Genomic DNA, 23,384 nt, shown 5'->3' on the forward strand with positions numbered 1-23,384 from the left:
CCAAAAAAATAGTTTAGAAGCAAGCAAGCACTTGCATGCAATGATTGGAGGATTAAGGTGATGGAAATAACAGGCGCTGCCTTATTTGTAGAAGCATTGAAAAAAGAAAAAGTCGAAATTCTGTTTGGTTACCCTGGGGGACAGGCAATAGATCTTTTCGATGCCTTATATGACCAGCGTGATATTGGGGTAATTCTACCGAGACATGAGCAGGGGTTGGTTCATGCTGCCGATGGCTATGCGCGTTCAACAGGCAAGGTGGGCGTTTGTCTTGTAACAAGCGGTCCTGGTGCTACGAATCTGGTAACGGGAATTGCAACGGCAGACTACGACAGCGTTCCTCTTGTCTGTTTTACAGGTCAAGTGCCAACCCACCTGATTGGAAATGATGCTTTTCAGGAAGTGGATATTGTGGGGATAACCAGCAGTATCTGCAAATATGCCGTGACGGTACGAAAAAGAGAAGATCTGGGAAATATCATCAAGAAAGCTTTTTTCATTGCAAAGACAGGAAAACCTGGTGTTGTGGTTGTTGATGTTCCAAAAGACATACAGCGTGCCTACGGCAGTAGTGAATACCCGGAGACGATCGACATTGTAAGCTATAAACCAGATAACGATGTCGATCCTGAGCAGATCAAAATGACAATGACGGCATTGCATCAGGCAAAAAAACCTTTGTTTCTAATCGGCGGCGGAGTGAATATCGCCCATGCCAATAAAGAAATGCAGGAATTGGCAGAACGGACAGGAGTTCCGGTAATTACCACCATAATGGGAAAAGGCGCGATACCAACGACTCATCCTTTGTATGTGGGAAATTTGGGTATACATGGCTGTTTTGCAGCCAATACCGCAATCAGTGAGTGCGATCTTCTTTTTTCCATCGGAACACGATTCAATGATCGCATCACAGGAAAAATCAGTGAATTCGCTAAATATGCGACAATTATCCATATTGATATTGACCCAGCTTCAATTTCCAAAAACATCAGAGTTGATATTCCGATTGTAGCTGACGCAAAAATGGCGATAAAAGAAATGCTAAAAAATGCAGTACTTCTGGAAATTCCCAAATGGACTGAAGCAATAACAAATTGGATCCGGAACTATCCGCTGAAGAGGGATCAGAAGGGGTTGACACCGCAGTTTATTATTGATGAAATAAACCGGACTTTTACTAATTCAATCGTTGTTACCGACGTGGGTCAGAATCAACTCTGGACAACTCAATATTTGGAATTGGATGAAAACAGGCAGATGCTGACTTCTGGAGGATTGGGAACCATGGGTTATGGCATACCGGCAGGATTGGGTGCTAAAATGGGTAATCCAGATAAAGATGTACTTGTCATTTCAGGTGATGGCGGGGCTCAAATGAACATACAGGAAATGGCAACCGCAGTGGTCTATGAAGTTCCCTTGATCATCATAATTTTGAATAATGGCTATCTGGGAAATGTCCGTCAGTGGCAGGAAATGTTTTATAATAAACGGTATTCCAGCACCTGTTTGCTTTATCGAAAGAGCTGTGGAGGCGCTTGCGGCGATCCGGACAGAACCTGCCCGGAATATACCCCAGATTTTGTTATGCTGGCCGAAAGCTACGGTGCAAAGGGGATTCGTGTTAAACAGGCCGAGGATATTGCGAGCGCTTTTTATCGTGCCAAAAATAATGTGTCCGGACCGATAATCATTGAGTTTATCATTGATCGCGAAGAAAATGTACTGCCAATTGTACCATCGGGCAATGCTATCAGCGAGATGATCATGAAATAAAAAACGACTCCGTAAATAATAAAGGCAAAAATCAGGATGAAAATGCCTGTTTTTTGCCTTTTTCTAGGTATGAGTGAGTTGAGATCGCTAATACATTAGATAATACCGGAGGGCGACTATTTAATAAATAGTCGCCCTCTGGTTATGTTTTTTGTTTACATCATCACATCTTTAATATTTATCAAAATCGATGGTTATTTCTTCGGAGTCGATATTGCTCTCGGAAGCAGGTCGTGGAGGTTCTTTTGTCGGTGTCGTGTTCGGATGCTGCTCAATTGATTTGGCAGTGGATTTTGAGCTCTTTTTAGATCTAATTTTGAAGGTGCCAACCATTTGTTTGAGCAGTTCGGCTTGACCAGAGAGTTCTTCACTGGCCGCAGCGCTTTGTTCAGCAGTGGCGGAGTTCTGTTGAACGACCTGAGCCACTTGTTCCACGCCGGTATCGATTTGGGCGATTCCAGAGGCCTGCTCGTTCGATGCAATAGCAATATTCCCAACGAGAGTGGTGACCTTCTCGATGCCTTCTACTATATCATCCAGAGCGGCAGCGGTATCATTCGCAATTTTAGTACCTTCCTGAACTTTATCGATGGAACCTTCAATCAAGCTGGTGGTTTCCTTGGCGGCGTCAGCACTTCGTGCGGCCAGGCTTCTTACTTCTTCGGCAACGACGGCAAAACCTTTGCCATGCTGGCCGGCCCGGGCAGCCTCGACGGCGGCATTAAGGGCTAGAATGTTGGTCTGGAAAGCAATGTCATCAATGACCTTGATTATTTTTGAAATGTCTTCAGAAGACTGGTTAATAGCGACCATCGAACTCTGCATCGATGACATTTCGGCATTGCCTTTGGCAGCATTGACCTTGACTGTGTCAGCTAATTCCCTGGCCTTATTAGCGTCAACCGCATTTTTCTTAGTCTGATCAGCGATTTCTGCAATCGAGGCGGTTAATTCCTGAACGGAGCTGGCCTGTTCTGTGGAACCCTGAGCCAGCGACTGACTTCCGGCAGATACCTGACCAGAGCCGGAGGCTACCTGTTCAGAGGCGGTATTAATTTCTCCCATGATGTCGTTCAGAGAATCAATGATCACATTGATGGCATTGGAGATCGTTACAAAATCCCCTTTGAATGCCGTGGCATGGTCAATATCCAGGTTCCCTTGAGATAATTGGCCGATTTTTTCGGTGATTTCACTGACAATCGCATCCAAAAGCATGGCGGTCGAATTGACGGTTTCTGTCAATATTTCAACATCACCTTTATAATTATCGGTAATACGGGCCTGAAGGTTGCCATTGGAAATGGCATCCATGACGGACATGATTTCCTGGATTGGTTTGTTGATTTCATCCAGAATGGCATTCATGCCGCCAACCAGTTCTTCCCAGGCACCTTGGAACTTACTGGTGTCTGCCCGCGTCTGGAGGTTGCCATCGATAACTGCGTTGGTAATCATGGTAGCACCGTCGATCATTTCTCCAATTGAGTCTTTGACGGTGACTAAACTATTGCTGATTTCATTGAATTGGGCACTGACTTCAGAGGTATATTCATCAGCTTCGCTGATGTTCATATCAAAGTCCATATTTCCTTCAGACAGACGGATGAGATTACCGGCCAAGCGGCTAATTTCGGTTTTGGTGTAATCACTGACGCGCATGATGGCGGTTAAATCGGTGACGATTTCCACGAAACCAGTGTTTTCACCGTTTTTATTCTTGAGATAGGCGGTATCCTGTTTTTTGCTTCGACCAGCCCATTCAAAATAACTCTCAGATATACCCTGATCGACCAGTTGCCGGATTCCGCAGTTATCAGTCTGACAGATGCTGGCTCCGGCATTGTAGCAGTCCATACCACAGGCAGAACGGCGGTCTTTTATAACGCCACTAGTTACCAGGAAATTTTCAAAGGCCCGGTTCATAAAGGTCCATTTCATGTTATTATCGGTAACATGGATCGGGAAAGGAATATTATCAATAATCGATTCATACCAGAACATATTATCCACAACAGTATCGAGCGTCTGGTTAACACCGGCAATAACTTTTGAATAATCTCCAGCGTGTCGGTCTTCTTCAGCACGTTTTGTAAAATCTCCGTGAATGGCTGAATCTGACAGCATGATGGTATCGGATACCAGATTGCCGATGGCATTTTTGATGGCGGTCATGCTAACGCCCAAAACATCATCTTCAGATTTGGGTTGGATAGCGATATCGAGATTGCCCTCTGCCATAAAACGTGCTGCTTCGGACTGATCCTTGATGTTTTCAGCCATATTCACAAATGAAATGGTAAGATCTCCAATTTCGTCCTGGCTAGCGTGATCAGCCATGGCATAGTCGATATCGATGTTTCCAACAGCAAGACGATCAGCCGCTTCAGCCAGTTTCTTGATCGGTTTGATGAATTGCTGGGTGGAAAAGACGATGAGTCCGACAATCACCACAAGTCCCAAGCCGAAGATGACAAGCATCATAACTTGAATGCCGACAAACTGCTGGTTGAATTCCTTCATCGGCAGTCCGGTGGCCAAAACCCATCCGGTATCACCAACTTTTGCGACATAACCCTGGCTTTTTGTTTTACCGGTTGTGTAAGTCAGGGAACCGGCGGTTTTATCGGTCAGGGCAGTGATGATGTTCGTCGACATATCAGTATCACTCAATGGTTTATTGATAAAATCACCATTGGGATGATCAAAAACCGTGCCTTTATCGGTTGCGATCACGAAAAACCCGGTATCGCCAATTTTATTTTCGGCAACGATCTGTTTGATATGATCAATGGAAACATCGATGCAGGTAGCACCAATCATATCCTGAGTGCCCGGCCGAAACACCGGAGCTACCACGCTGACAATCATCTTTTTGGTGACCGTGTCTTCGTAGGGTTCGGTAATAAACACGGCTTTTTTCAGTTGGAGATCCTTGTACCAGCTGCGTGAAGTGATGTCATAGGCGGCATCGGAAGTAAAACCGTCGGACTGGGTAAACTGACTGGAATCGAAATCGCCGATCCAGGCGACGACAATATTATCGGGATCGGTGGCTTTTACGTTATCTAAAGCCTGTTTAACCTCCGGGTAGGAAGCAGACGACGTGATGGGAACCCCCGGTGTCACTTCTTCAAAAATTTTCCGGGTTTCCGGATTGGTGGACATTTGTTGAGCTACCTCAATGTAGCCGTTCAGGTAGCCTTCTACCTCATTTGATACAGCCTGGGAACGTGCTGATAGTTCATTGATGGTAATGTTGGTGATGGCCTGGTTCACAACATACAGTGAGATGCATGCGACGATTGCAAAAATGATTGCAACCGGTAATCCGAAAGTGAGCAGCATACGTAAGAGTAGCCCTTTTTTCTTGTTCATTGCCTTTCTCCTTTTTAGTCATTTTTGTCATTTGCAAAACTTGTGAAGCGCGAATGTCAATTGCTTTGTGATCGGTTTATGAACAATTTTTGAAACAGCTGGCGACTGTGCACAATTAAATTGAAAATTGTTCGATGGAAACCGGTTGCGAAGCGCATGGCATTTCAACAATCAATTACATGTCTTATAATGTAATATCGGCAGCTTTTGATAAAACTTAATCGTTTTTGTTCAATTTAATAACAATGCAATTTCCAAAACAAATCGCGATTTTTTAAAATAACGCTTGACATTGGCAACAGGTTTATATATTATAACAGTATCGACCGATGGTCGATAGAGCGGGGTGAAATATGAAAACTGTCAAGGAAGGTGAAATACGAAGACGCGAGATTCTGGATGTTGCGCAGGAATTATTCATCACAAAAGGCTATGACCAGACTTCCGTGAATGATATCCTCAAGATAGTGGATATCGCCAAAGGCACCTTTTATTATTATTTTGCTTCAAAAGAAGAAGTACTGGAGGCAATCATTCTTGATATTGTCGAAGAAGGTGCGAGGAGGGCAGAAAGGATCGTCAAAGATCAATCCATTCCTTTGCTGAATCGCATTATGATGGCGATCATGGCGCAGGCGCCGGAGTTTGAGGGATCGGATGAGATAAAGGAAGAATTGCATAAAGTTGAGAATGCCAAGCTGGAACGGCTTTATTTAAAAACGATGCTAAAGCGGATGACGCCGGTTTTACAGGAACCGGTGCGGGAATGCTTGGAACAGGGAATTGTGCATACGGAGTATCCAACCGAATGCATTGAAACGATTCTGCTGTTGGGGCATATGATGTTTGACTGCGATACGTTTGAATGGAAGATGGAAGCGTATCCCGAAAAGATCCAGGCTTTTTTATGCCATGCCGAGCGAATGCTGGGAACAAAAGAGGGAGAACTGAGTGGCTTTTTACAGATGTTCGGACAAATGCCGTAAAACGGCTGGACATCTGTAAATCCATTTTTTTTACGCCGGAACCGACCGACGGTCGATGCTGATGAAAAAATACGATTGGTTATAAGGAGGTTCACAATGAATCAACAAAAAGAAATACAAAAAATGCAAACAAAAAAAACGGAAACGGGCATGAAAAAGTTCATGATACTGGTTGCCGGGGCGTTCATATCCAGTATCGGCAGCGGATTGACGGACTTTGGTCTGGCCATCTATGTCCTGGCGATGACAGGCTCGGTTGCAGCAACCGGTGTTTTTAGCATCTGCGCTTTCCTGCCAGCTATTTTGCTCGCTCCGGTGGGAGGCGTTCTGGCGGATCGTTATGATCGAAGGCTGATGATGATTCTCGGGGAATTGTTATCCGGCCTGGGATTGCTGATCTGCCTGTTCTCGGTGATCAGCAGCAGTCCTTCCATCGTGGTCATTTGCATTGGCGTCGGGGTCAGCTCAATTTTTACGTCGTTATCGGAACCGGCCTTTAAAGCAACCGTCACGGATCTATTGTCGGAAGAAGATTTTGCCAGAGCGGGTGGAATGGTGCAGATTGCAAACAGTGCCAAGCTTATCATATCCCCAGCCCTCGCCGGACTGCTGCTGCAGGTTACGACCGTCAGCACGCTGATCATCATTGATATCCTCACTTTCTTTACAACAGTTGTGGTGATCGCTGCGGTTAAAAAAGGCATGGCGAGCAAACACAGCGGTAATGCTTCATTAAGTATTGGTGTTGAAATGAAGGCAGGAATTGCCGCCATACGCGGGAAGAGTGGCATTATGACAATGATTGTGATCATGACCATGTCAGTATTCTGCCTTGGTTTCGTACAAATTTTGAGTAAACCCCTTGTGCTGGCTCTGGCAGGGGAAACCGAGCTGGGCATTCTGACCACGATCATTGCACTGGGCATGATGGTCGGCAGCATCGTCATCAGCTGCCTGAAGCATACAAAATCTTATGGACGGATGCTTTCGATCGGATTATTCGGCTGCGGAATCTTTTTTGCCCTGATTGGCGTCAGTGAAAATCTGCTTTTAATAACGGCATTTGGATTCATGATGTTTGTCTTCATGCCGGCAGTCCAGATCGGGGCGGAAGTTCTGATCCGCCGAAATCTTGCCAATGAAGTACAGGGGCGGGCGTTTGGGCTGATTGGACTGATTACTCAGATGGGTTACATCGCGGCTTTTATTGCATCGGGAATCCTTTCGGATTATGTGTTTGAGCCGTTTATGAAGGGTAACAGTATGCTTGCCATAAAAATCGGTACCGTAATCGGCGCCGGTGCAGGGAGAGGAAATGCACTGCTGATCGTGATCACCGGGTTGGTATTGGCCGGGGTTGGTATTGCTGTTTCCCGATTGAAGAGTGTAAAATCGTTGGAAGAGGAGAATGGATATGAAGCTGCTGCTGAATCTTGTCCGGAAGGATTTTAAGAGAAACCGGGTTATCACTGCTGTTCTGGCAGTTTTTCTGATCCTCTCCGCTTTTTTGATGGCTGGCGGCCTCAGGGTGGCCGGTACGATGATGTCGGCAGTGGATGGGTTGAATGAATCGGCGGTACCGCCTGATTACATTCAGATGCATAAGGGAACCTATGATGCGGCTGGGGTGGCGGACTTTGTTAAGTCCCATGATGATATTAAGGACTCACAGACCGTCAAGATGCTGGATATCCGAAACGCAGATATTATTTATCGGGGTGAAACGCTTGAAAAGAGTCTGATGGATAACGGATTTGTTGTTCAGAACGCGGGATTTGATTACCTGCTCGATCTGGACAATGAAATCGCCGTTGTACCGGCAGGTGAAATCGGGGTGCCAGTTTTTTATGCGCAGGCGCTTGGGATTAAAGCCGGAGATGTCATTACCCTGCGGGAAGGGGATTACAGTAAAGAGCTGACGGTAGCAACCATCATTCGTGACGCGTCGATGAACTCAGCGCTGGCATCTTCCAAGCGTTTTCTGATCAGCCCGTCAGACCTTAATGAAATCAGTCGCTACATGGGCGAATGGGAATATAGCTTTGAATTCCTGTTAAAGGATGGGGCATTGACATCGGCTTTGGAGAAAGACAGCAGGGATGCAGGCATGCCGTCCAACGGCGTTGGAATAACTGGCAGCGTTCTGACGCTGATGAATACTCTATCTTACGGCCTGGTCGCCTTCATCATCATAGCGATCAGTCTGCTTCTGATCATCATCTCAGTGCTGTGTCTGTCTTACATCATCCGGGCAACCCTATCAGAAGAGCATGCTGCCATCGGCGCGATGAAAGCAATTGGATTTCCGCTCAAAGCAATCGGACAGCTGTATCAGATAAAATACCTGATCCTGGTGCTTACTGCAGCAGTCATCGGCTATCTGTTAGCCATCCCGTTCGGAGATTTCTTTTGTGCATCAATCATAATGTACTGTGGAGACGGCAGCAGCGAGTGGATGAAATGGGGCTTGCCGCTGATCGGGGTGATGCTGCTCAGTCTGCTCGTAGTGCTGGGATGCCACCGAATCATCCGCAGAAGTCTTAGAAGCACCGTAGTGGAACTGCTGCGCGGGGAAGAGAAGATCACCAAAGAAGGGCATTATTCACTGCCTGTTTCCGGATTGAAACATCGCAACCTGACGATTGCCCTTGGCGAACTGAAATGCAAATGGAAGGAAAATGTCGTTCTCTTTTTAGTCTTTGTCTTTTCATCATTTTTGATCCTGCTGCCGATGAACATGAAGAGTACCGTTGAAAATCCGTCTTTCATGACTTACATGGGGGTGGGACAGAGCGACATCCGTATCGATATTCAGTATACGGATAACCTGATCGCACAAAAAAATGATATTGTATCCTATCTGGAGAAGGATCCCGAAATTGCGAAGCTTGCAATTTACAAAAATGGATATGTGCAGTCTCAGAACGGGTTGGGAGAAAACAGCTATATCCGGGTGGAGAGTGGTGATGAATCGGTTTTTCCCTTAGAATACCTTGAAGGAAGCGCGCCGGTTGACAGCAGCGAAATGGCCCTCTCTGATCTGAATGCTGCGGAATTGGGAAAAGTGGTCAGAAATTATCATATCAGAGATCAGATAACGGAGTAGACGTTAGCGAAACTGCCACGTGCTTTGCTGCCGGTTTCGCGAATCAATTTGTACACTGTACGGTGGACAGTCTGTCGACTGTTCGCCTACACGTTACCAAATTGATTGCGAAACCGCCAGCAAAGCAAATTTTGTTCGTATTTTAGGAATACAAATTACCAAAATAAGGAGAAAAAGATGATAACAGTTGAACAGATCAGTAAATCATTTAAAGACACACCGATATTGAATAACGTATCGTTTGAAATCAACAAGGGGGATTTCGTCGGCGTGATGGGGCCTTCCGGTTCCGGTAAATCGACACTGCTCTACAGCATCAGCCAGATGGACAGCATCAGCGGCGGCAGGGTGCTGTTTGAAGGAAGAAACCTGTCCGAAATGAAGGAGAAAGAATTATCCGATATCCGGCTGAGAAAAATGGGCTTCGTCTTTCAGAATGCCCAGATGTTAAAAAATCTTTCGGTCTTGGATAACATCATTCTGCCCGGTCTGGTCGCAAAAAAAGAACCAGCGGTTGTCATCAGGCGGCGGGCATCAAACTTAATGAAGAAAATGGGCATTGAAGGACTCGAAGCGCGTGATGTCCGGGAAGTTTCTGGTGGACAGCTGCAACGGGCTTCCATTTGCCGTGCCATGATCAATCATCCGGCAATTCTGTTTATGGATGAACCGACCGGAGCGCTGAATTCAGCCGCCACAGATCAGATCCTGGCAATCCTTGAAGACCTCAATCGCGAGGGAATGACCATCATGATCGTGACCCATGAACCCCGTGTCGCTGCCAGAGCAAAAAAGGTTCTTTATATTCAGGATGGTCAGATTGCTGCCTGCAGGGAATTTAAGACCGGTGCAGAAAAAGAAAGGGAACTGGATGAATGGCTAAGGGGATTTTAATTAAAGGCATAGCATGATGACAGGGTAGAAGCCTGTTATGATTAATATCAGCATTTAGCAGTGTCAAAAAGCAACCGCCGGCTACCGAACGATACGTTCAGCAGTCGGCGGTCGGGTTATCAATTTTGGTTAACCATACTTAAAAAATTATGAAAATCAGCTTAATTCGATGAGGCGTTTTTGACTCCCAGACAGGGAATATTTGATTTCATAAACACATTCCATGAAAGCAGCGATAATAATGAGAAAACGGTGATGATGATGCCAAGTCCGAAGACGATATTTCCCCATGGAATGGAAGCCAGAGACATGCCAACGCTTCCCAATATGGTGAATAATGTACCAATGACGGAAGATGCTGAACCCGTATCGTTTTCCTGCTGATCCAGTAATAAATTGGTACTGAAGGGACGTATCACGGTACCAGCTAAAGACATCAAGAGGAACGAAACCCAGAATAGCATCGGCGTTAAAGTGCCCAGCGTCATCACTAAGACACCACTCAATGTCGAGATGGCCATTATCATAGAAGCAAAGAGTTTCTTATCCATGTTGCTTAAGAACTTCACATAGATGTAAGGCCCCACGATGGATAGCAATGCATTTGCCGCAAAGAAATAGCTATAAACCTGAGCACTGAGACCAAAATAATCCACATAAATATAGGATGAAACGGCGATATATCCCATAAATGGAAGCGAACTGATAGAAAATATCAGTGCCGGGACAATAAAGCTCTTGTTTTTGCTGACAACAATCAAGCGTCCAATAGAACCAAACAATGTTCCGTTATACCGATCTTCGTCTTTTAATGTTTCCTGGAATAAAACAGAGAAGCCCAGGTTAACGAGACTGATGAGCGCAAGCGTCCAGAAGGAGCCTCTCCAATCGGAAAAACGTAGTATTAAGCCGCCGATAATGGGTGCAATCATCGGTGCCAGTCCAGCGATGGTCTGACAAATCGCCAAAACGGATTCCCGTTTTTTCCCGGAGTAAGCGTCTTTTACGATTGCCATCGATACGGAAGTGATACCACCGGCACCGATTCCCTGAAGGATTCTGGCAATAATCAGGAAGTAGATATTTACAGAAAGTGCACAGGCGATACTGCTTGCAGCATAGATAATACTGCCCACTAAGAGGATCGGTTTACGGCCGTACTTGTCACTGAGCGGCCCCCAGAATAAAATACCGACAGCGTAAAACAGGAAAAATGCGCTTAAGGTTAAATTGGTAATGGTGGAACTGCTTCCAAAATATGAATTCATACTTGGAAGTGCTGGTAAATACATGTCTGTCGAAAGAGGAATAAACATATTCATCAGAGCCATAAAAGCGACGAGTCCTTTATGTCCCAGATAAGTCTGTTTAGTGCCAATTTCATGGCTGGTTTGTTTGGGTGATTGAGTCATCAATATCCCTCCTTATTGGTTTTGATTAGATTGTATTTCAAATCTGTTTTGATGTTTGAGATAAGCACCTTCAGTGGAGCTTAAAATTAAACACCTTATATCCCACAACGTGCTACATGACGGTGGTAAATAAAGTGTTTTGTGACTCCGATTAAAATGTTTGAATGTTTTTATAGACGATTTTCAATAATGACTGCAATTCCTTGATCTGATCGACTGTTAAGTCCTGAAGCATTTTCTGTTCGGTTGATTTTTTGAAATGATCCATCGAGCAAAAAACCTTACCGCCTTTATCGGCGAGAAAAATATTCTTCACCCGTTTATCTTTCGAATTCGTTTCACTGCGAATAAATTCTTTTCGCTCTAATCGATTTAAGATGCCGATGATGGTTGGGTGGGTTACCTCAAAAAAATCTTCAAGATCTTTCTGCGAGGTTGTAGTCTCTTTATGATCATGCAAATAAAAAAGAATACGGGCTTGAGATAAGGTCAAATCAAACTGTTTAAGCGTTTGATTGGCTTTTTTTTCAATACAATCATTAATCAATTTTATAAAAAATCCGATTTCATCACGTTGATGCATAGTTATCCTCACATAATATGTAGCATGCTACAATTATACCTAATAAATAATGGAAAGGTCAATAATAAAATAAATATTTTCAATGACATGATGAGATCTCTCCTTGCAGAGCTTTTATAATAGAACTAAAAAGACGGTTGAGTGTTTAAAGTAATCCGAGCATCCCAAATGCTTCCTGTGGAAGTTGACATTAATTATGCCAAAGTGTATATTAAACTCATGTTTTTCCGGCAATCATTTTTAAATTTCATGAAAACGCCGGGAAATAGAGGAGCATGAATGGGAATATTATTTTTTGTGGGCATTGGCATCATTGTCTTTATCGGTTATAGTCTGGTTTCCGACAAGCAAGCCAGAATTAAATTTCGGCAACGATTAGTGAATGAGTTTGGGAAAGCACCAACCGGTTTTAATCCGGATATTTGGGGAAGTGTGTCTGATTATTGGGATCGAAAACTCAAATACGAAAAGATCGATGTCGCCATTGATGAACTAACCTGGAGCGATTTGGATATGGACGATGTTTTTAAACGGCTGGACACCTGCTTAACCTCAGTTGGTGACGAGGTATTATATGCAACCCTCCACGAACCCAAATGGAAAGAGGACACATTTAAAGACAGAGAAAAGCTGATCAATTTTTTCACTGAGAATCCCAAAGAACGTCTGGAAATTCAAATGCTCCTATCCAAATTAGGCAAATCAAGTTACAACGATGTTTCAGCACTTATTTTCGAAAGTGAATTAAAAGCGTTAAAAAATCCCATGGTATATACAATCCTGTCAATTATTCCTTTGTTTTGTATTGGAATCTGTCTGTTCAATGTGACAATTGGCCTGATGCTCTTTATTTTTTCAATCATCATTAATGGGATTGTCTATTACTATTTCAAGAAAGAAATAGCCAAGAACTTATTGACCATTCATTATTTATCGGCCATTCTCAGATGCTGCAACAGACTGTTGGCATATGAAACAACCTACGGGCTTGAAGATTTTATTGAGAAAATAAATCAGGACAATCGTCACTTTAAAGTGCTTGCCGGTAAACTGTCAGGAGTCATGATGGGCGGTACTTCTGATCTTGATTTGATTCTGGACTATCTGAAAATTATTACGCTCTACGACTACAGAACCTACAATAAAGCCATTGCCCTGATAGCTAAGAACAAAGAGGCTTTCCATCGCATTTATCAGAATATTGGCGAACTGGATATGGCTATTGCGTTGGCTTCATTCAGGAAAAGTCTGCCCAATACTGTGAACCCAGTATTTACGGAAGAATTCAAAGTGATTGCCGCCGATTTATATCACCCCTTATTGAAAGCACCCATAGCAAATGATATCGAACTGCGACAAAACAGCCTGATCACAGGATCCAATGCTTCTGGAAAGTCGACGTTTGTAAAGGCCTTGGCAATCAACAGCATTTTTGCCCAAACCATTTACACCTGCACAGCCAGCAGTTTTTCACTGGCCCACTGCTTGCCGATTACCTCGATGGCAGTGAAGGATGACATTCTTACCGGGGACAGTTATTTTATGGCTGAAATCAAATCGCTTAAACGAACCATTGATCAGGTAAGCAGCTATCCCTGTCTCTGCTTTATTGATGAAATACTAAAAGGCACCAATACCATTGAGCGAATTGCTGCCTCATCAGCGATTCTGGATTATTTGGATCGAAATAATTGTCTTTGCCTGATTGCGACCCACGATATTGAAATCACCAATATTTTGGCAAACACGTATGACAACTATCACTTTCAGGAGACAATTACAGATGAAACAATTTGGTTTGACTATCAATTACATACCGGACCAGCCCGGACTAAAAATGCTATTGCCCTGTTAAACTACTTAGAATTCGATCAGGAAATCATCGGAAAGGCCAACTCACTGGTGGATACTTTTGCAGAAACTGAAAAATGGCCGATGATTTAGTAAAGCTCCGGATGAAGAGATGAATTACAGTGGGTGAAATAATTAGCATTAATGAAAATATTACAAGAGGAGAATACATGCTTGAAGTTGTTTTTAATGATAGCGCAAAAGGCGCGATGACAATGGCCAAAAAATATGGAAATGAAGATGTGATTCGTGAATCGATTGTACCTACCGGAGGCGAAGAATCACAACAGCAGTTTGAAGAGGAGTGCATCGGCGGAAGCGCAGAAGATGTTGTCTGTATTGGCTTCAACCTGGATATCGGAGACATCGCCCATGAGATTGATGGGGATGAACGCAAGCATACGTTTGTTAAACTATTTGGTTCAATTGATTTTAATCAAGAAGAAATCGAAGAGTTCTTTAACTATCAACGTGATGACTTGGAAAAACTCGTCAGCATGGCGAAAAACGGTACTCCGATAAGGATTTGGAAAAGCAATACACCTTTTTCTACCTGTGGCTATGCTTATTTATGCGATGTATTGAGAGCCATCGACTGCAAAATAAGTGTTGTTAGTTTTCCAAAATATACGCCGACTCAAGAAAATAAAGTACCCGCTTATGTTGACTGGTCGAGTCTTCATCCCAGTGAGTTTCATCGCTTTTTATATCTGGAACGTGAGATTTCACTTGAAGAAAAGTGGACGCAAAGCGATCTTTGGCAGAAGTTGAAAAGAGAAAATGCCGCCTTGCGTGCTTTGGATAAGGGGCGATTAGTTTCGGTTCCCGAAGATTTTTATGACCCGATCATTATTAAAAATATTCCCGAAGGCGAATTCGTGATGGCTCGGCTGATGGGGAATATTCTGAGTAAATACCCGCTCGGCGTTAGCGATGGATGGTATGCACTACGGATAAAAAAGATGATTGACGACACCTATCTGAAAGTTGTTGGTAATCGGGATACCAGTCATCCATATGGAAAGATTCTAAGAAAAACTTGACAGGCTAGCGATCACTAGCTATACTAAAGCTAGTGATCGCTAGCCTGCATTTTTTTACTGGGAGGTAATATGACAAAACGTAATACAAGAGAACTAATTTTAGAAGAAGCACTGAATCTGTTTTCAGTAAAAGGCTATCAGAGTGTGACGGTTAAAGAGATTGCCCATGCGGTGGGAATCAAGGACAGCTCACTTTACAAGCATTTTGCAAGTAAACAGGCCATTTATGATACTCTGCTGGAGTGGATGGATCAAAAGTTTGAAGCAACTGTGGCTTTTTACCAGTTGCCTCAGGGGGAGATTGAAAGCGTCGCCCGTGAATATGGCCGGAATGATCTGGCCTGGCTCAAAAAGGCCTGCGAAACGATTTTTCTTTTTTTTCTGAAAGATCCGCAGGCATCCAAGTTCAGAAAGATGTTGACCATTGAGCAGTACAAAAATAGTGATGCATCAAAAACCTTAGGCAGTTGGTTTTTCGATGATGCCATCAAGTTTCAGACCGATTTGTTTAGCGAGATGATGCGGCAGGGAACTTTCAGGGAAGGACCGCCACATATTATCGCGCTGCAGTTTTATAGCCCTTTCTACACCCTTCTATGTCAATATGACAGCATGCCGGGAAAAGAGGATGAAGCACTCGGAATCCTGAAGGCCCATATTGAGCAATTTGCTTCTATTTATCAAATCAGAAAAGAGGAAGACTGATGAATTTAAATTTGATGATGGACCAGGGTATTACCCAGATTATGAAGACAGCCGGTCGATTCTATATGAACAACGCCAAAGGACGGGCGTTTTTAATGGGGATGCTACCGGCGATGGCAAAAAGTACGGCGGTCAGAAAACAGCAGGAGAAAAAAGGCCTGCATGTGCCGCCATTTCTGATCGCCAGCATTGCCTCCCAATGCAATCTGCATTGTGCCGGGTGCTATGCCCGAGCCGGCGGGGGATGTGGCAGCAGCTCAGGTAAATCTGATATGGATACCCTTCAATGGGGAAATATTTTTGACCAGGCTGCCAAGCTAGGGACAGCATTCATTTTACTGGCCGGCGGCGAACCCTTTTTACGCAGAGATATTTTAGAAATTGCCGGCGAGTACCCGAATCTGATTTTTCCTATTTTCACCAATGGCACCATGCTGGATGACGATGTGGTTGAATTTCTCGATCAGCACCGAAACCTGATCCCCATTCTCAGTATTGAAGGCAATGCGGAAGAAACAGATTCCCGAAGAGGGGCAGGAACCCATGCCCGGATTGAAGCCGCAATGGCAGCTTTAAAAAAACGTCATATCCTCTTTGGGGCATCTATCACGGTTACTAAGGAGAACATGAATCTGGTTACGGAGCAGGCGTTTCTGTCATCATTGGAGGATAAAGGCTGTGGCGTGACTCTGTATGTTGAGTATGTACCGGCAGAAGCTGGAACCGAACATCTGGTACTGGACAAAAAAGAGATTAAAATGCTCCAGACAATTTGCCTGGAGTTGAAAAAATTCTTTCGTCGCATGGTGGTCCTGTCTTTTCCTGGTGATGAGGAAGAGTTGGGCGGATGTCTGGCATCCGGCCGGGGATTTTTTCACATCAATCCGTATGGCGATGCCGAGCCCTGTCCCTTTTCACCTCATGCCAAACAGAACCTGAAAAATGATTCCATCGAAGCCGTTCTGAGGTCCCAGTATTTTGCTGATCTTCGGGAAATTGCCGCCAGCGCCGGAAACCACGGCGGCTGTACCTTGTTTGATCAGAAAGCGCAAGTGGAACGGTTGATGGCTTAAGACCATTTGATAGACGCTTGCGAACCAGAAACCGACAGTGAAGAGCGAGGAAATGAAAGTTTTGTACATCTAGTACAAATAAGCGAATTTTAACATTTCTTTAACATCCTAAGCATATAATAATCTCACCCCTTAAGATTTAGGAGAAAGAAAAATGATTAATATATTAGTTGTTGAAGATGATGTCAAACTTAATTACATCGTCTGTTCATTTTTAAATGATAACGGATACCGTGCCATCAGCTGTGAAAACGGGATGGAAGCGTTTGATCGGATTTTGGAGGAGCCAATAAGCCTGATTATTTCGGACATTATGATGCCTGAAATGGATGGATTTGAATTTGCCTCTGAAATCAGGAAGCAGGATAAAAGCATTCCGCTTCTGTTTATGACCGCGCGGGACGATATTAGTGCCAAACAGAAGGGCTACAGCCTGGGCATAGATGATTATATGGTCAAACCCATCGAGATGGACGAACTGGTTTTGCGGGTCTCGGCCTTATTGCGTCGGGCAAATATCCGCAATGAGCGAAAACTGGAGGCGGGCTTGCTGATTTTAAATGAAGAGGAAACCACCGCAACACTCAATGGGGAAGAAGTACAGTTGACCGTCAGGGAATTCAACATTCTTTTCAAACTGCTGTCCTATCCCAAACGAACCTTTACCCGAGCTCAGCTCATGGATGAATTCTGGGGGTATGATACGGAAAGCACGCCTCGGACCGTGGATGTTTCGATAACTTTGAGGAACATTTGTAGCGTAAGATACAAATATCGAATGAACGAAAATACATCGATCAAAGGAGAAGTGTGATGAGTGAAATTAAAACAATTGAAAACAGAGTGGTGATGAACGAGTACCTGGAGGTTAGCGTAAAGCCGGATTTAGTACAGCTTTGCAGTGACTGCTATCATGCTTTGGGGTGGACGATTATCAATTCCTGTTCCGGGATTGACACGGTGAAATTGAAACTCCAGCGGGATAGAAAAATCAGAAACCGAGTGGCGTTATGCGATCTCCAGCGAAAGTGCGAAGATGCCTTTATCAACATTGAAAAACTGGAACGTTCGAAGAACACAAGAGCAATGGCGCTAGCTCTGGGTGTGGGGATAGTCGGGACGGTGTTTTTAGCCGGTGCAACCTTTGCCTACCTGGCAGCCATGATTCCACTGTCCATCGTGCTGGCAATTCCGGGATTTATCGGCTGGGGACTACCCTATTTTCTTTATAAAAAAAATGTCAAGAAAAGTACCGACCGTGTGAATCCGATGATTGAAAGCAATTACGATGCGATTTATGAAGCCTGTGAAAAGGCCAGTCAGCTATTAGTGTAAGGATCGTATACAGCCGATAGATAAAGAGGGTATATCATGAAGGAATTATTAAAATTGCGCGGCAAGGCAAAAAATGATTTTTACCAATCCAAATATGATCATTATAAGAAATTCAATCTGCTGGCGCTGGCTGCGTCAGGATTTGCATTTATCATTTTATTTGCAGTAGATTTTGATGCCTATCAGTATTTGGAATGGGATTCCCTGATGCGCAGAATTCTGTTGCTGTCGTTGATTGCCATTGTTGCGGCTGTCTACCGCAAGACCGATCATTACAAAATCATGTGTACCCTCTCTTTTATAGTTGTTCATGCAATGATCTGGGACAATATTTGGGTGACATCATACGCACCACTTATCTCGCATGCAAATGAAGGATTCTTGTTTATGGGTTTTGTGCTGATGATGGTTTCCTACGGCGCACCTCTGCGATATTCAATAATTGCCCAGTGGGGACTGGTGTGGGATCTGATTCTGTCAAATAATATTATGCATTATGATGATGGTCTTTTCTAAGCGAAGAAAAAAAGTTTGTAAATGGCTAAAATTACTAATATTTTATACGCAATTCTGCTAATTACCCAGCAAATATCTTTTTGATATACTGTGATCATAGCAAATGTGAAAAGGGTTACATCTTCTGACGGACAAATTTATGTTCATGTTGCAAACAGTAACGATCCATTTGAATTGATGTAAAGTTACTTGTAAAAGATGGTGAGCAATGACCCAAAATAAAGGAGGAAACATAGTATGTCAAATGAAAAAGAAAACAAAGAAGTCGAAATCAGCAAGGAAGAAAAATCAGGTATTAAAGCGTCCAAGATGAAAAAGGGACGAAAATCAATTGCATTTCTTCAAGAAAAGAAGGATAACGGCGAAAAGATCGTGCAGATGTGCCCGGTTGACCGGGACAAGTATTTTGTCATGGCGGCTGAAATGGCCGACTGCGACATCTGTCGCTTGACAACACCCGGTGAGAACACCGAGATGCAGATTGCCAACGCAACCTGGAGAATCCGTGATATCCGTGCGGCTGCTCAGATTATCCATATTAACTTCTATATGATGACTCCGACTTTCTGCTCCAAGGAAAAAGCGCTGGAGTATGGCTCCATGTACATGGCCGAAGGTGCTGACTCGTTGCTTCCGATGGGCGTCAGCAACGAGACCCTGAAGTACATGGCAGATAACCACCTGGTCGTGTTCGGCCACGTCGGCGCTCTGTCCGGCTGGCAGACCAGCAAACATGGCGGCTACAAGCGCCTGGGAAAAACCGCTGAAGACGCGATGGATGTCTTCCGGATGGCTTATGAGTATCAGGAAAACGGGATGATGGGCATGACCATCGAGCTGACCCCCATTGAAGTCACCAATGCCATCGCCAAGAAGCTGAGCGTACCGGTCGTCTCCATCTGTGCCGGCGGTGCTGCTGACGGTTCAGAAATGGTCGATTTTGACACCTTCAATATGATGCCGTCGCTGGCTTCTCATGCCAAGGTCTATGCTGACTTCTTCAAATGGGCGGCCACTGCCTACGGCGGATGGGCCAATGATGTCCGGACTGGCGTATATCCTGAAGATAAGCATGGTTTCCACATGGAAGAGAAGGAACTCGATAAATTTTTAAACCAATTGGAACAAAAGTACACCGTAAGATAGCCTGACTGAGAATTCCCGGAAAAACATGATCTGTTGCTTTATATTGAATTGCCCCCTGGAGTAGGTGTTCCCGAAGAAATAGCGATCACCCCAGGGGGCTAACAGTCAATCTTTAGCCAGCATGCGGACAAGTAGTTCTTGTATGTTGGAAACATGCATCTTTTTATAGATATGGGCGATGTGTTTATTGGTGGTAGACTGGGAGATATACAGCGACTGACTGATGACAGCAGGCGAAATACCTTGGCACAGCAGATTGACAATTTCGAGTTCCCGAGCAGTTAGGTCGGTTGTTTCCCAGAAGAGCTGATTCACAGCCTGTTGACGTGTCTGCTGACAGAAAAAATTTTTATGGAGATTGTTTAGCTGAGGAACGACCAGCGACAGTGTCATTAACTCAGTGTCGGTGAAGTTTGCGTCTTTAGTCTTGTCCAGGGCAAATAAAGTTCGCGGTCTGCCGTTGGTATCAAACAGAACAAAACCAAGGGAGTAATTAAGCCCCCGGGAATGAATGTAATTAGAAACAAACTCTGTCGACATTTCTTTTTTCCATGTACGGATATTGATGGTTGGTTGGGTAGGATTTTCCCGCAAATTTTTTAACGGTTTACAATAGCCGTTAGCAGTCTTTGCATAGTATTCAAGATACAAAGTACTCCAGTGTTTGTCAATATTCAGCAGATACTGATTATAAATCTTTCCGTGCAGCTTCCGGTATGGGCAAAGCGATTGCGATTGCCTATTTGAAGGAGGGTGCAAATGTTGTTGCGGCTGATTTTAACGAAGTCGGTTTGGAGGACTTGGCGAAGGAAGTATCCGAGCTTGGACTGATCTCACAGTTCAAAGCAGTTAAATGCAATATTACCAATGATGATGATTGTGCAAATGCCGTGAAGGTATGCGTGGATACCTTTGGTACATGTAATGTCTTGACCAGCAATGTGGGTATTGCTGATGATTTTTCACTGGTGGAAGATATTACCAATGAACAATGGGATCGCTTGATTAGCGTGAATCTAACTGGGCAGATGAAGATGAGCCGGGCAGCACTGCGATATTTTGTAGCAAATGAGATCAAGGCTTCGATTGTTATGATTACATCCAACGCTGCATTTGAAAGTGCAACTGGTGGCCCGGCATATAGTGCCGCAAAAGCAGGGGCAAATGGACTGATGAAAGCCATTGCATATGAATATGGCCGCAAGGGCATCCGCTGCAATTCAATTTGCCCTGGTCCGGTTATGACGAATATTGCTAATTCGATCACGCGCAATGAAGCCGGCGTTGCTGTGCATCTTGCAACCGGGTACAATGCGCATTGCCGTGAATGGACCTGCAAGCCGATCGGGATGGCAGATGATATCGCGCCATTATCAGTATATCTGGCCAGTGATGAATCAAGCTTTGTAAACTCAGCTTCGATCATTATTGACGGCGGTGTATGTCTGGGCTAATTTTAATCCTCTTTGATTTTTCGGCCTGAAGTCAAAGCACAAAACAAATTGTTCATTGCTTTGACTTCAGACCGAACTTTATCAAAAACCGGGATATTAAGAGGTTTAGCGTTTGGTCCTGAAAAATATCCAATTAACTTTACAAAAGCGCAGCAGTCCTGTATAATAATCGTGTATATACACTAAAATAACGGGTGATCACATGAAAACAGAAAACAAAAAATCGTCAGTATGCAATTGCCTCAATTTGCGGCGGGCCTCCCTGGCGATTACCGAAATTTACGACCATTACCTGGCTCCCTGCCAGCTCAGTGTCAGTCAATTCTCAATTTTAAAGCATACCCATGCAATGGAACCGGTGAGTGTCAGTGAGTTGGCCGCAGAAATCCGGTTGGATCGAACCACCTTGGTTCGCAATTTAAAACCGCTTGAACGGCAGGGACTGATTCATGATATTGCCCCGCCGGGAACGCGAAACCGGCAGCTTTGTTTGACGGCAGCGGGCCGAGAAAGAATCGAACAAGCCAATGCTTACTGGGAACTGGCCCAGAAGCGGATTGAAGCGCAGTTGGGTCAGGAAGATACGAAAACTCTCCAAGCCCTGTTATTAAAAATTGAGGTCTTAGCGCCTTAATTTTTTAGCTTTATCGTGTAGATACACTAAAAGAAAGTGAGAAAAAGCATAATATGAAAGAGATGATTAAAGCAGAACTAGTTTGGTATGTCAGAGAAAATTCGTTGTGGTCACTGTATTCAAAAGGTGAGCAGCGATGAATAAACAAACTGAAATCGAAAAAGAGCTGGCGCAACTGCCGATCCTGGAATATGAATTCTTTAAACCCGAAGATATTATTTTTTCCAAAGAAGTTCGGGATCTCTGTGAAGGTAACAGCTGCGGGTTGTATAATACATCCTGGGCCTGCCCGCCGGCAGTGGGCAGTGTCGAGAGTTGCATAGAAAAATGTCAGGCATATGATAAGGCGATGCTTTTTACCACAGCCACTGAAATGGCCAGCAGTTTTGATATGAAAGGATGGATGCGTGCTCGGGTCGAGCATGAGGCCTTAACTGATCAGGTGGCTGCGGTTTTTCGCTGCTATGACAAAGATGCTTTGATTCTATCGACTGAAGGATGCACAGTCTGTAAAAAATGCACCTACCCTGATGCGCCCTGTCGATTTCAGGATCGCATGTATCCGGCCACCGAAAGTTATGGCATCATGGTGATGCAGATGGCTCCGTCTTTAAATATCAGCTACAATAATGGAACCAATACGGTCACCTATTTCAGCATGGTACTGTTTAATGAATAAGCGATACTCGATGCCGAGTTCTTACGATGTTATTTACGAAGCGCTGTTGCCCAAACTGGCTAAGTGTAACCTAGCGGAAAGTGCAGCCCGTTTTGACCTGAACATTGATTCAAATGGACAGATTACCATCAATTTTTTAAAACGGGATTATCGCATTACCAATACCGGCGTAATACCGATTGATGGAAAACCGGTCAATATCAATAACCGATCCATCCTGATTCATTACGTGTTGTCTCAAGGCACAGGCGATCCGGTTTATTCGTTCAAACCCCTTTCTCGGATGACCACTATGTTTACAAGCGGCGAAACCGGAAAAGCCAGCATGATGGATGCCCCCTTGATTGAAGCTTTTGGCAATGACGTCAATAAATTAACAGAAGCGGTCGTAAAATTAGGTGGAAAACCGGAGCTTTGCAAAGAACCGTATAGTCGCTGCTGGCTATTGGAAGTGCTGCCTAAAATACCGGTTAAGATTATCTATCGGGAAGCCGACGAGGACTTCCCGGTTGAGATTCAAACTCAATTTGATGAAAGCGCACCGGAATTTCTGGAGTTTGAATGTCTTGCTTTTTTATGCGGTTGCCTTGTCAGAGCATTGATTAAAACTGCGGAATATGGAACTGTGGATGGATGGGAATAACAACTCGCCGTCCAGTTTAATTTTACACCGAATTTTCGGTGTTTTTTTGTGCAAAAAATTACGAAAATGGTCACTTTAACACGAACTTAACAAAATATTAACGTTGAGGAATAGTTGAAGCGTAATATAAGGCTATCAAAAGAAATTAACACGAAGCAAGGCGAAAA

21 protein-coding genes are annotated in these 23,384 nt (G+C 44.1%); 17 read left to right on the forward strand and 4 right to left on the reverse strand.

Going from position 1 to position 23,384, the window contains the following annotated elements:
• The first annotated feature begins 60 nt into the window (after positions 1 to 60).
• The gene (ilvB, locus tag GH808_RS07620) at positions 61 to 1,779 is read left to right on the forward strand and encodes a biosynthetic-type acetolactate synthase large subunit (RefSeq protein WP_186842266.1); all 1,719 of its coding nucleotides are present in this window, start codon (positions 61 to 63) and stop codon (positions 1,777 to 1,779) included.
• A gap of 171 nt (positions 1,780 to 1,950) precedes the next feature.
• Here the strand turns inward: ilvB and GH808_RS07625 are convergent, their stop codons facing one another.
• Positions 1,951 to 5,157 carry a methyl-accepting chemotaxis protein gene (locus tag GH808_RS07625; RefSeq protein ID WP_186842187.1) on the reverse strand — a complete coding sequence of 1,069 codons (3,207 nt, stop codon included), beginning with the start codon at positions 5,155 to 5,157 and terminating at the stop codon, positions 1,951 to 1,953.
• 353 nt (positions 5,158 to 5,510) lie between these two features.
• On the opposite strand from GH808_RS07625, the gene GH808_RS07630 reads away from it, so the two are divergent.
• The 4 genes from GH808_RS07630 to GH808_RS07645 all read left to right on the forward strand — a co-directional run bounded on the left by GH808_RS07630 (position 5,511) and on the right by GH808_RS07645 (position 10,143).
• The gene (locus tag GH808_RS07630; RefSeq protein ID WP_186842188.1) at positions 5,511 to 6,143 is read left to right on the forward strand and encodes a TetR/AcrR family transcriptional regulator; all 633 of its coding nucleotides are present in this window, start codon (positions 5,511 to 5,513) and stop codon (positions 6,141 to 6,143) included.
• 96 nt (positions 6,144 to 6,239) lie between these two features.
• Complete coding sequence (locus GH808_RS07635; RefSeq protein ID WP_186842189.1) at positions 6,240 to 7,595, forward strand: MFS transporter; 1,356 nt, start codon at positions 6,240 to 6,242, stop codon at positions 7,593 to 7,595.
• Complete coding sequence (locus GH808_RS07640; protein ID WP_186842190.1) at positions 7,558 to 9,249, forward strand: FtsX-like permease family protein; 1,692 nt, start codon at positions 7,558 to 7,560, stop codon at positions 9,247 to 9,249. The genes GH808_RS07635 and GH808_RS07640 overlap by 38 nt, the downstream gene beginning before the upstream one ends.
• 177 nt (positions 9,250 to 9,426) lie before the next feature.
• Complete coding sequence (locus tag GH808_RS07645; protein ID WP_186842191.1) at positions 9,427 to 10,143, forward strand: ABC transporter ATP-binding protein; 717 nt, start codon at positions 9,427 to 9,429, stop codon at positions 10,141 to 10,143.
• Between the two features lie 161 nt (positions 10,144 to 10,304).
• Here the strand turns inward: GH808_RS07645 and GH808_RS07650 are convergent, their stop codons facing one another.
• Together GH808_RS07650 and GH808_RS07655 are read right to left on the reverse strand one after the other, a co-directional pair.
• A complete protein-coding gene (locus GH808_RS07650) occupies positions 10,305 to 11,555 on the reverse strand; it encodes a multidrug effflux MFS transporter (RefSeq protein WP_186842267.1) in 1,251 nt (416 codons plus the stop codon).
• 151 nt (positions 11,556 to 11,706) lie between these two features.
• Entirely contained in the window at positions 11,707 to 12,138 is a 432-nt protein-coding gene (locus GH808_RS07655; protein WP_186842192.1) for a MarR family winged helix-turn-helix transcriptional regulator, read from the reverse strand.
• A 279-nt stretch (positions 12,139 to 12,417) separates the two neighbouring features.
• On the opposite strand from GH808_RS07655, the gene GH808_RS07660 reads away from it, so the two are divergent.
• From GH808_RS07660 to GH808_RS07695, 8 genes are all read left to right on the forward strand, one after another.
• Positions 12,418 to 14,082 (forward strand): MutS-related protein, encoded by a 1,665-nt coding sequence (locus GH808_RS07660; RefSeq protein WP_186842193.1) that lies wholly within the window; start codon positions 12,418 to 12,420, stop codon positions 14,080 to 14,082.
• Positions 14,083 to 14,111: 29 nt separating this feature from the next.
• The gene (locus tag GH808_RS07665; protein WP_186842194.1) at positions 14,112 to 15,032 is read left to right on the forward strand and encodes a DUF3658 domain-containing protein; all 921 of its coding nucleotides are present in this window, start codon (positions 14,112 to 14,114) and stop codon (positions 15,030 to 15,032) included.
• A gap of 69 nt (positions 15,033 to 15,101) precedes the next feature.
• Positions 15,102 to 15,737 carry a TetR/AcrR family transcriptional regulator gene (locus GH808_RS07670; RefSeq protein ID WP_186842195.1) on the forward strand — a complete coding sequence of 212 codons (636 nt, stop codon included), beginning with the start codon at positions 15,102 to 15,104 and terminating at the stop codon, positions 15,735 to 15,737.
• Positions 15,737 to 16,810 (forward strand): radical SAM/SPASM domain-containing protein, encoded by a 1,074-nt coding sequence (locus tag GH808_RS07675; protein WP_186842196.1) that lies wholly within the window; start codon positions 15,737 to 15,739, stop codon positions 16,808 to 16,810. Before GH808_RS07670 ends, GH808_RS07675 begins: the two co-directional genes overlap by 1 nt.
• 154 nt (positions 16,811 to 16,964) lie before the next feature.
• Positions 16,965 to 17,624 carry a response regulator transcription factor gene (locus GH808_RS07680; RefSeq protein WP_186842197.1) on the forward strand — a complete coding sequence of 220 codons (660 nt, stop codon included), beginning with the start codon at positions 16,965 to 16,967 and terminating at the stop codon, positions 17,622 to 17,624.
• Positions 17,624 to 18,145, forward strand: a complete 522-nt coding sequence (locus GH808_RS07685; protein ID WP_186842198.1) for a hypothetical protein — start codon at positions 17,624 to 17,626, stop codon at positions 18,143 to 18,145. The genes GH808_RS07680 and GH808_RS07685 overlap by 1 nt, the downstream gene beginning before the upstream one ends.
• A 36-nt stretch (positions 18,146 to 18,181) precedes the next feature.
• A complete protein-coding gene (locus tag GH808_RS07690) occupies positions 18,182 to 18,661 on the forward strand; it encodes a hypothetical protein (protein WP_186842199.1) in 480 nt (159 codons plus the stop codon).
• Positions 18,662 to 18,898: 237 nt separating this feature from the next.
• Positions 18,899 to 19,807, forward strand: a complete 909-nt coding sequence (locus GH808_RS07695; RefSeq protein WP_186842200.1) for a 3-methyl-2-oxobutanoate hydroxymethyltransferase — start codon at positions 18,899 to 18,901, stop codon at positions 19,805 to 19,807.
• A 105-nt stretch (positions 19,808 to 19,912) separates the two neighbouring features.
• Here the strand turns inward: GH808_RS07695 and GH808_RS07700 are convergent, their stop codons facing one another.
• The gene (locus GH808_RS07700; protein WP_186842201.1) at positions 19,913 to 20,458 is read right to left on the reverse strand and encodes a helix-turn-helix transcriptional regulator; all 546 of its coding nucleotides are present in this window, start codon (positions 20,456 to 20,458) and stop codon (positions 19,913 to 19,915) included.
• 65 nt (positions 20,459 to 20,523) lie between these two features.
• On the opposite strand from GH808_RS07700, the gene GH808_RS07705 reads away from it, so the two are divergent.
• From GH808_RS07705 to GH808_RS07720, 4 genes are all read left to right on the forward strand, one after another.
• The gene (locus GH808_RS07705) at positions 20,524 to 21,261 is read left to right on the forward strand and encodes an SDR family NAD(P)-dependent oxidoreductase (protein WP_186842202.1); all 738 of its coding nucleotides are present in this window, start codon (positions 20,524 to 20,526) and stop codon (positions 21,259 to 21,261) included.
• A 202-nt stretch (positions 21,262 to 21,463) separates the two neighbouring features.
• Positions 21,464 to 21,895: a MarR family winged helix-turn-helix transcriptional regulator gene (locus tag GH808_RS07710; RefSeq protein ID WP_186842203.1), complete on the forward strand. Its 432-nt coding sequence runs from the start codon at positions 21,464 to 21,466 to the stop codon at positions 21,893 to 21,895.
• 136 nt (positions 21,896 to 22,031) lie between these two features.
• The gene (locus GH808_RS07715) at positions 22,032 to 22,574 is read left to right on the forward strand and encodes a DUF2284 domain-containing protein (protein WP_186842204.1); all 543 of its coding nucleotides are present in this window, start codon (positions 22,032 to 22,034) and stop codon (positions 22,572 to 22,574) included.
• The gene (locus GH808_RS07720) at positions 22,567 to 23,217 is read left to right on the forward strand and encodes a DUF3786 domain-containing protein (RefSeq protein WP_186842205.1); all 651 of its coding nucleotides are present in this window, start codon (positions 22,567 to 22,569) and stop codon (positions 23,215 to 23,217) included. Before GH808_RS07715 ends, GH808_RS07720 begins: the two co-directional genes overlap by 8 nt.
• Positions 23,218 to 23,384 lie beyond the last annotated feature (167 nt).

The organism is Acetobacterium fimetarium (genome assembly GCF_014284475.1).
GTDB lineage: Bacteria > Bacillota > Clostridia > Eubacteriales > Eubacteriaceae > Acetobacterium > Acetobacterium fimetarium.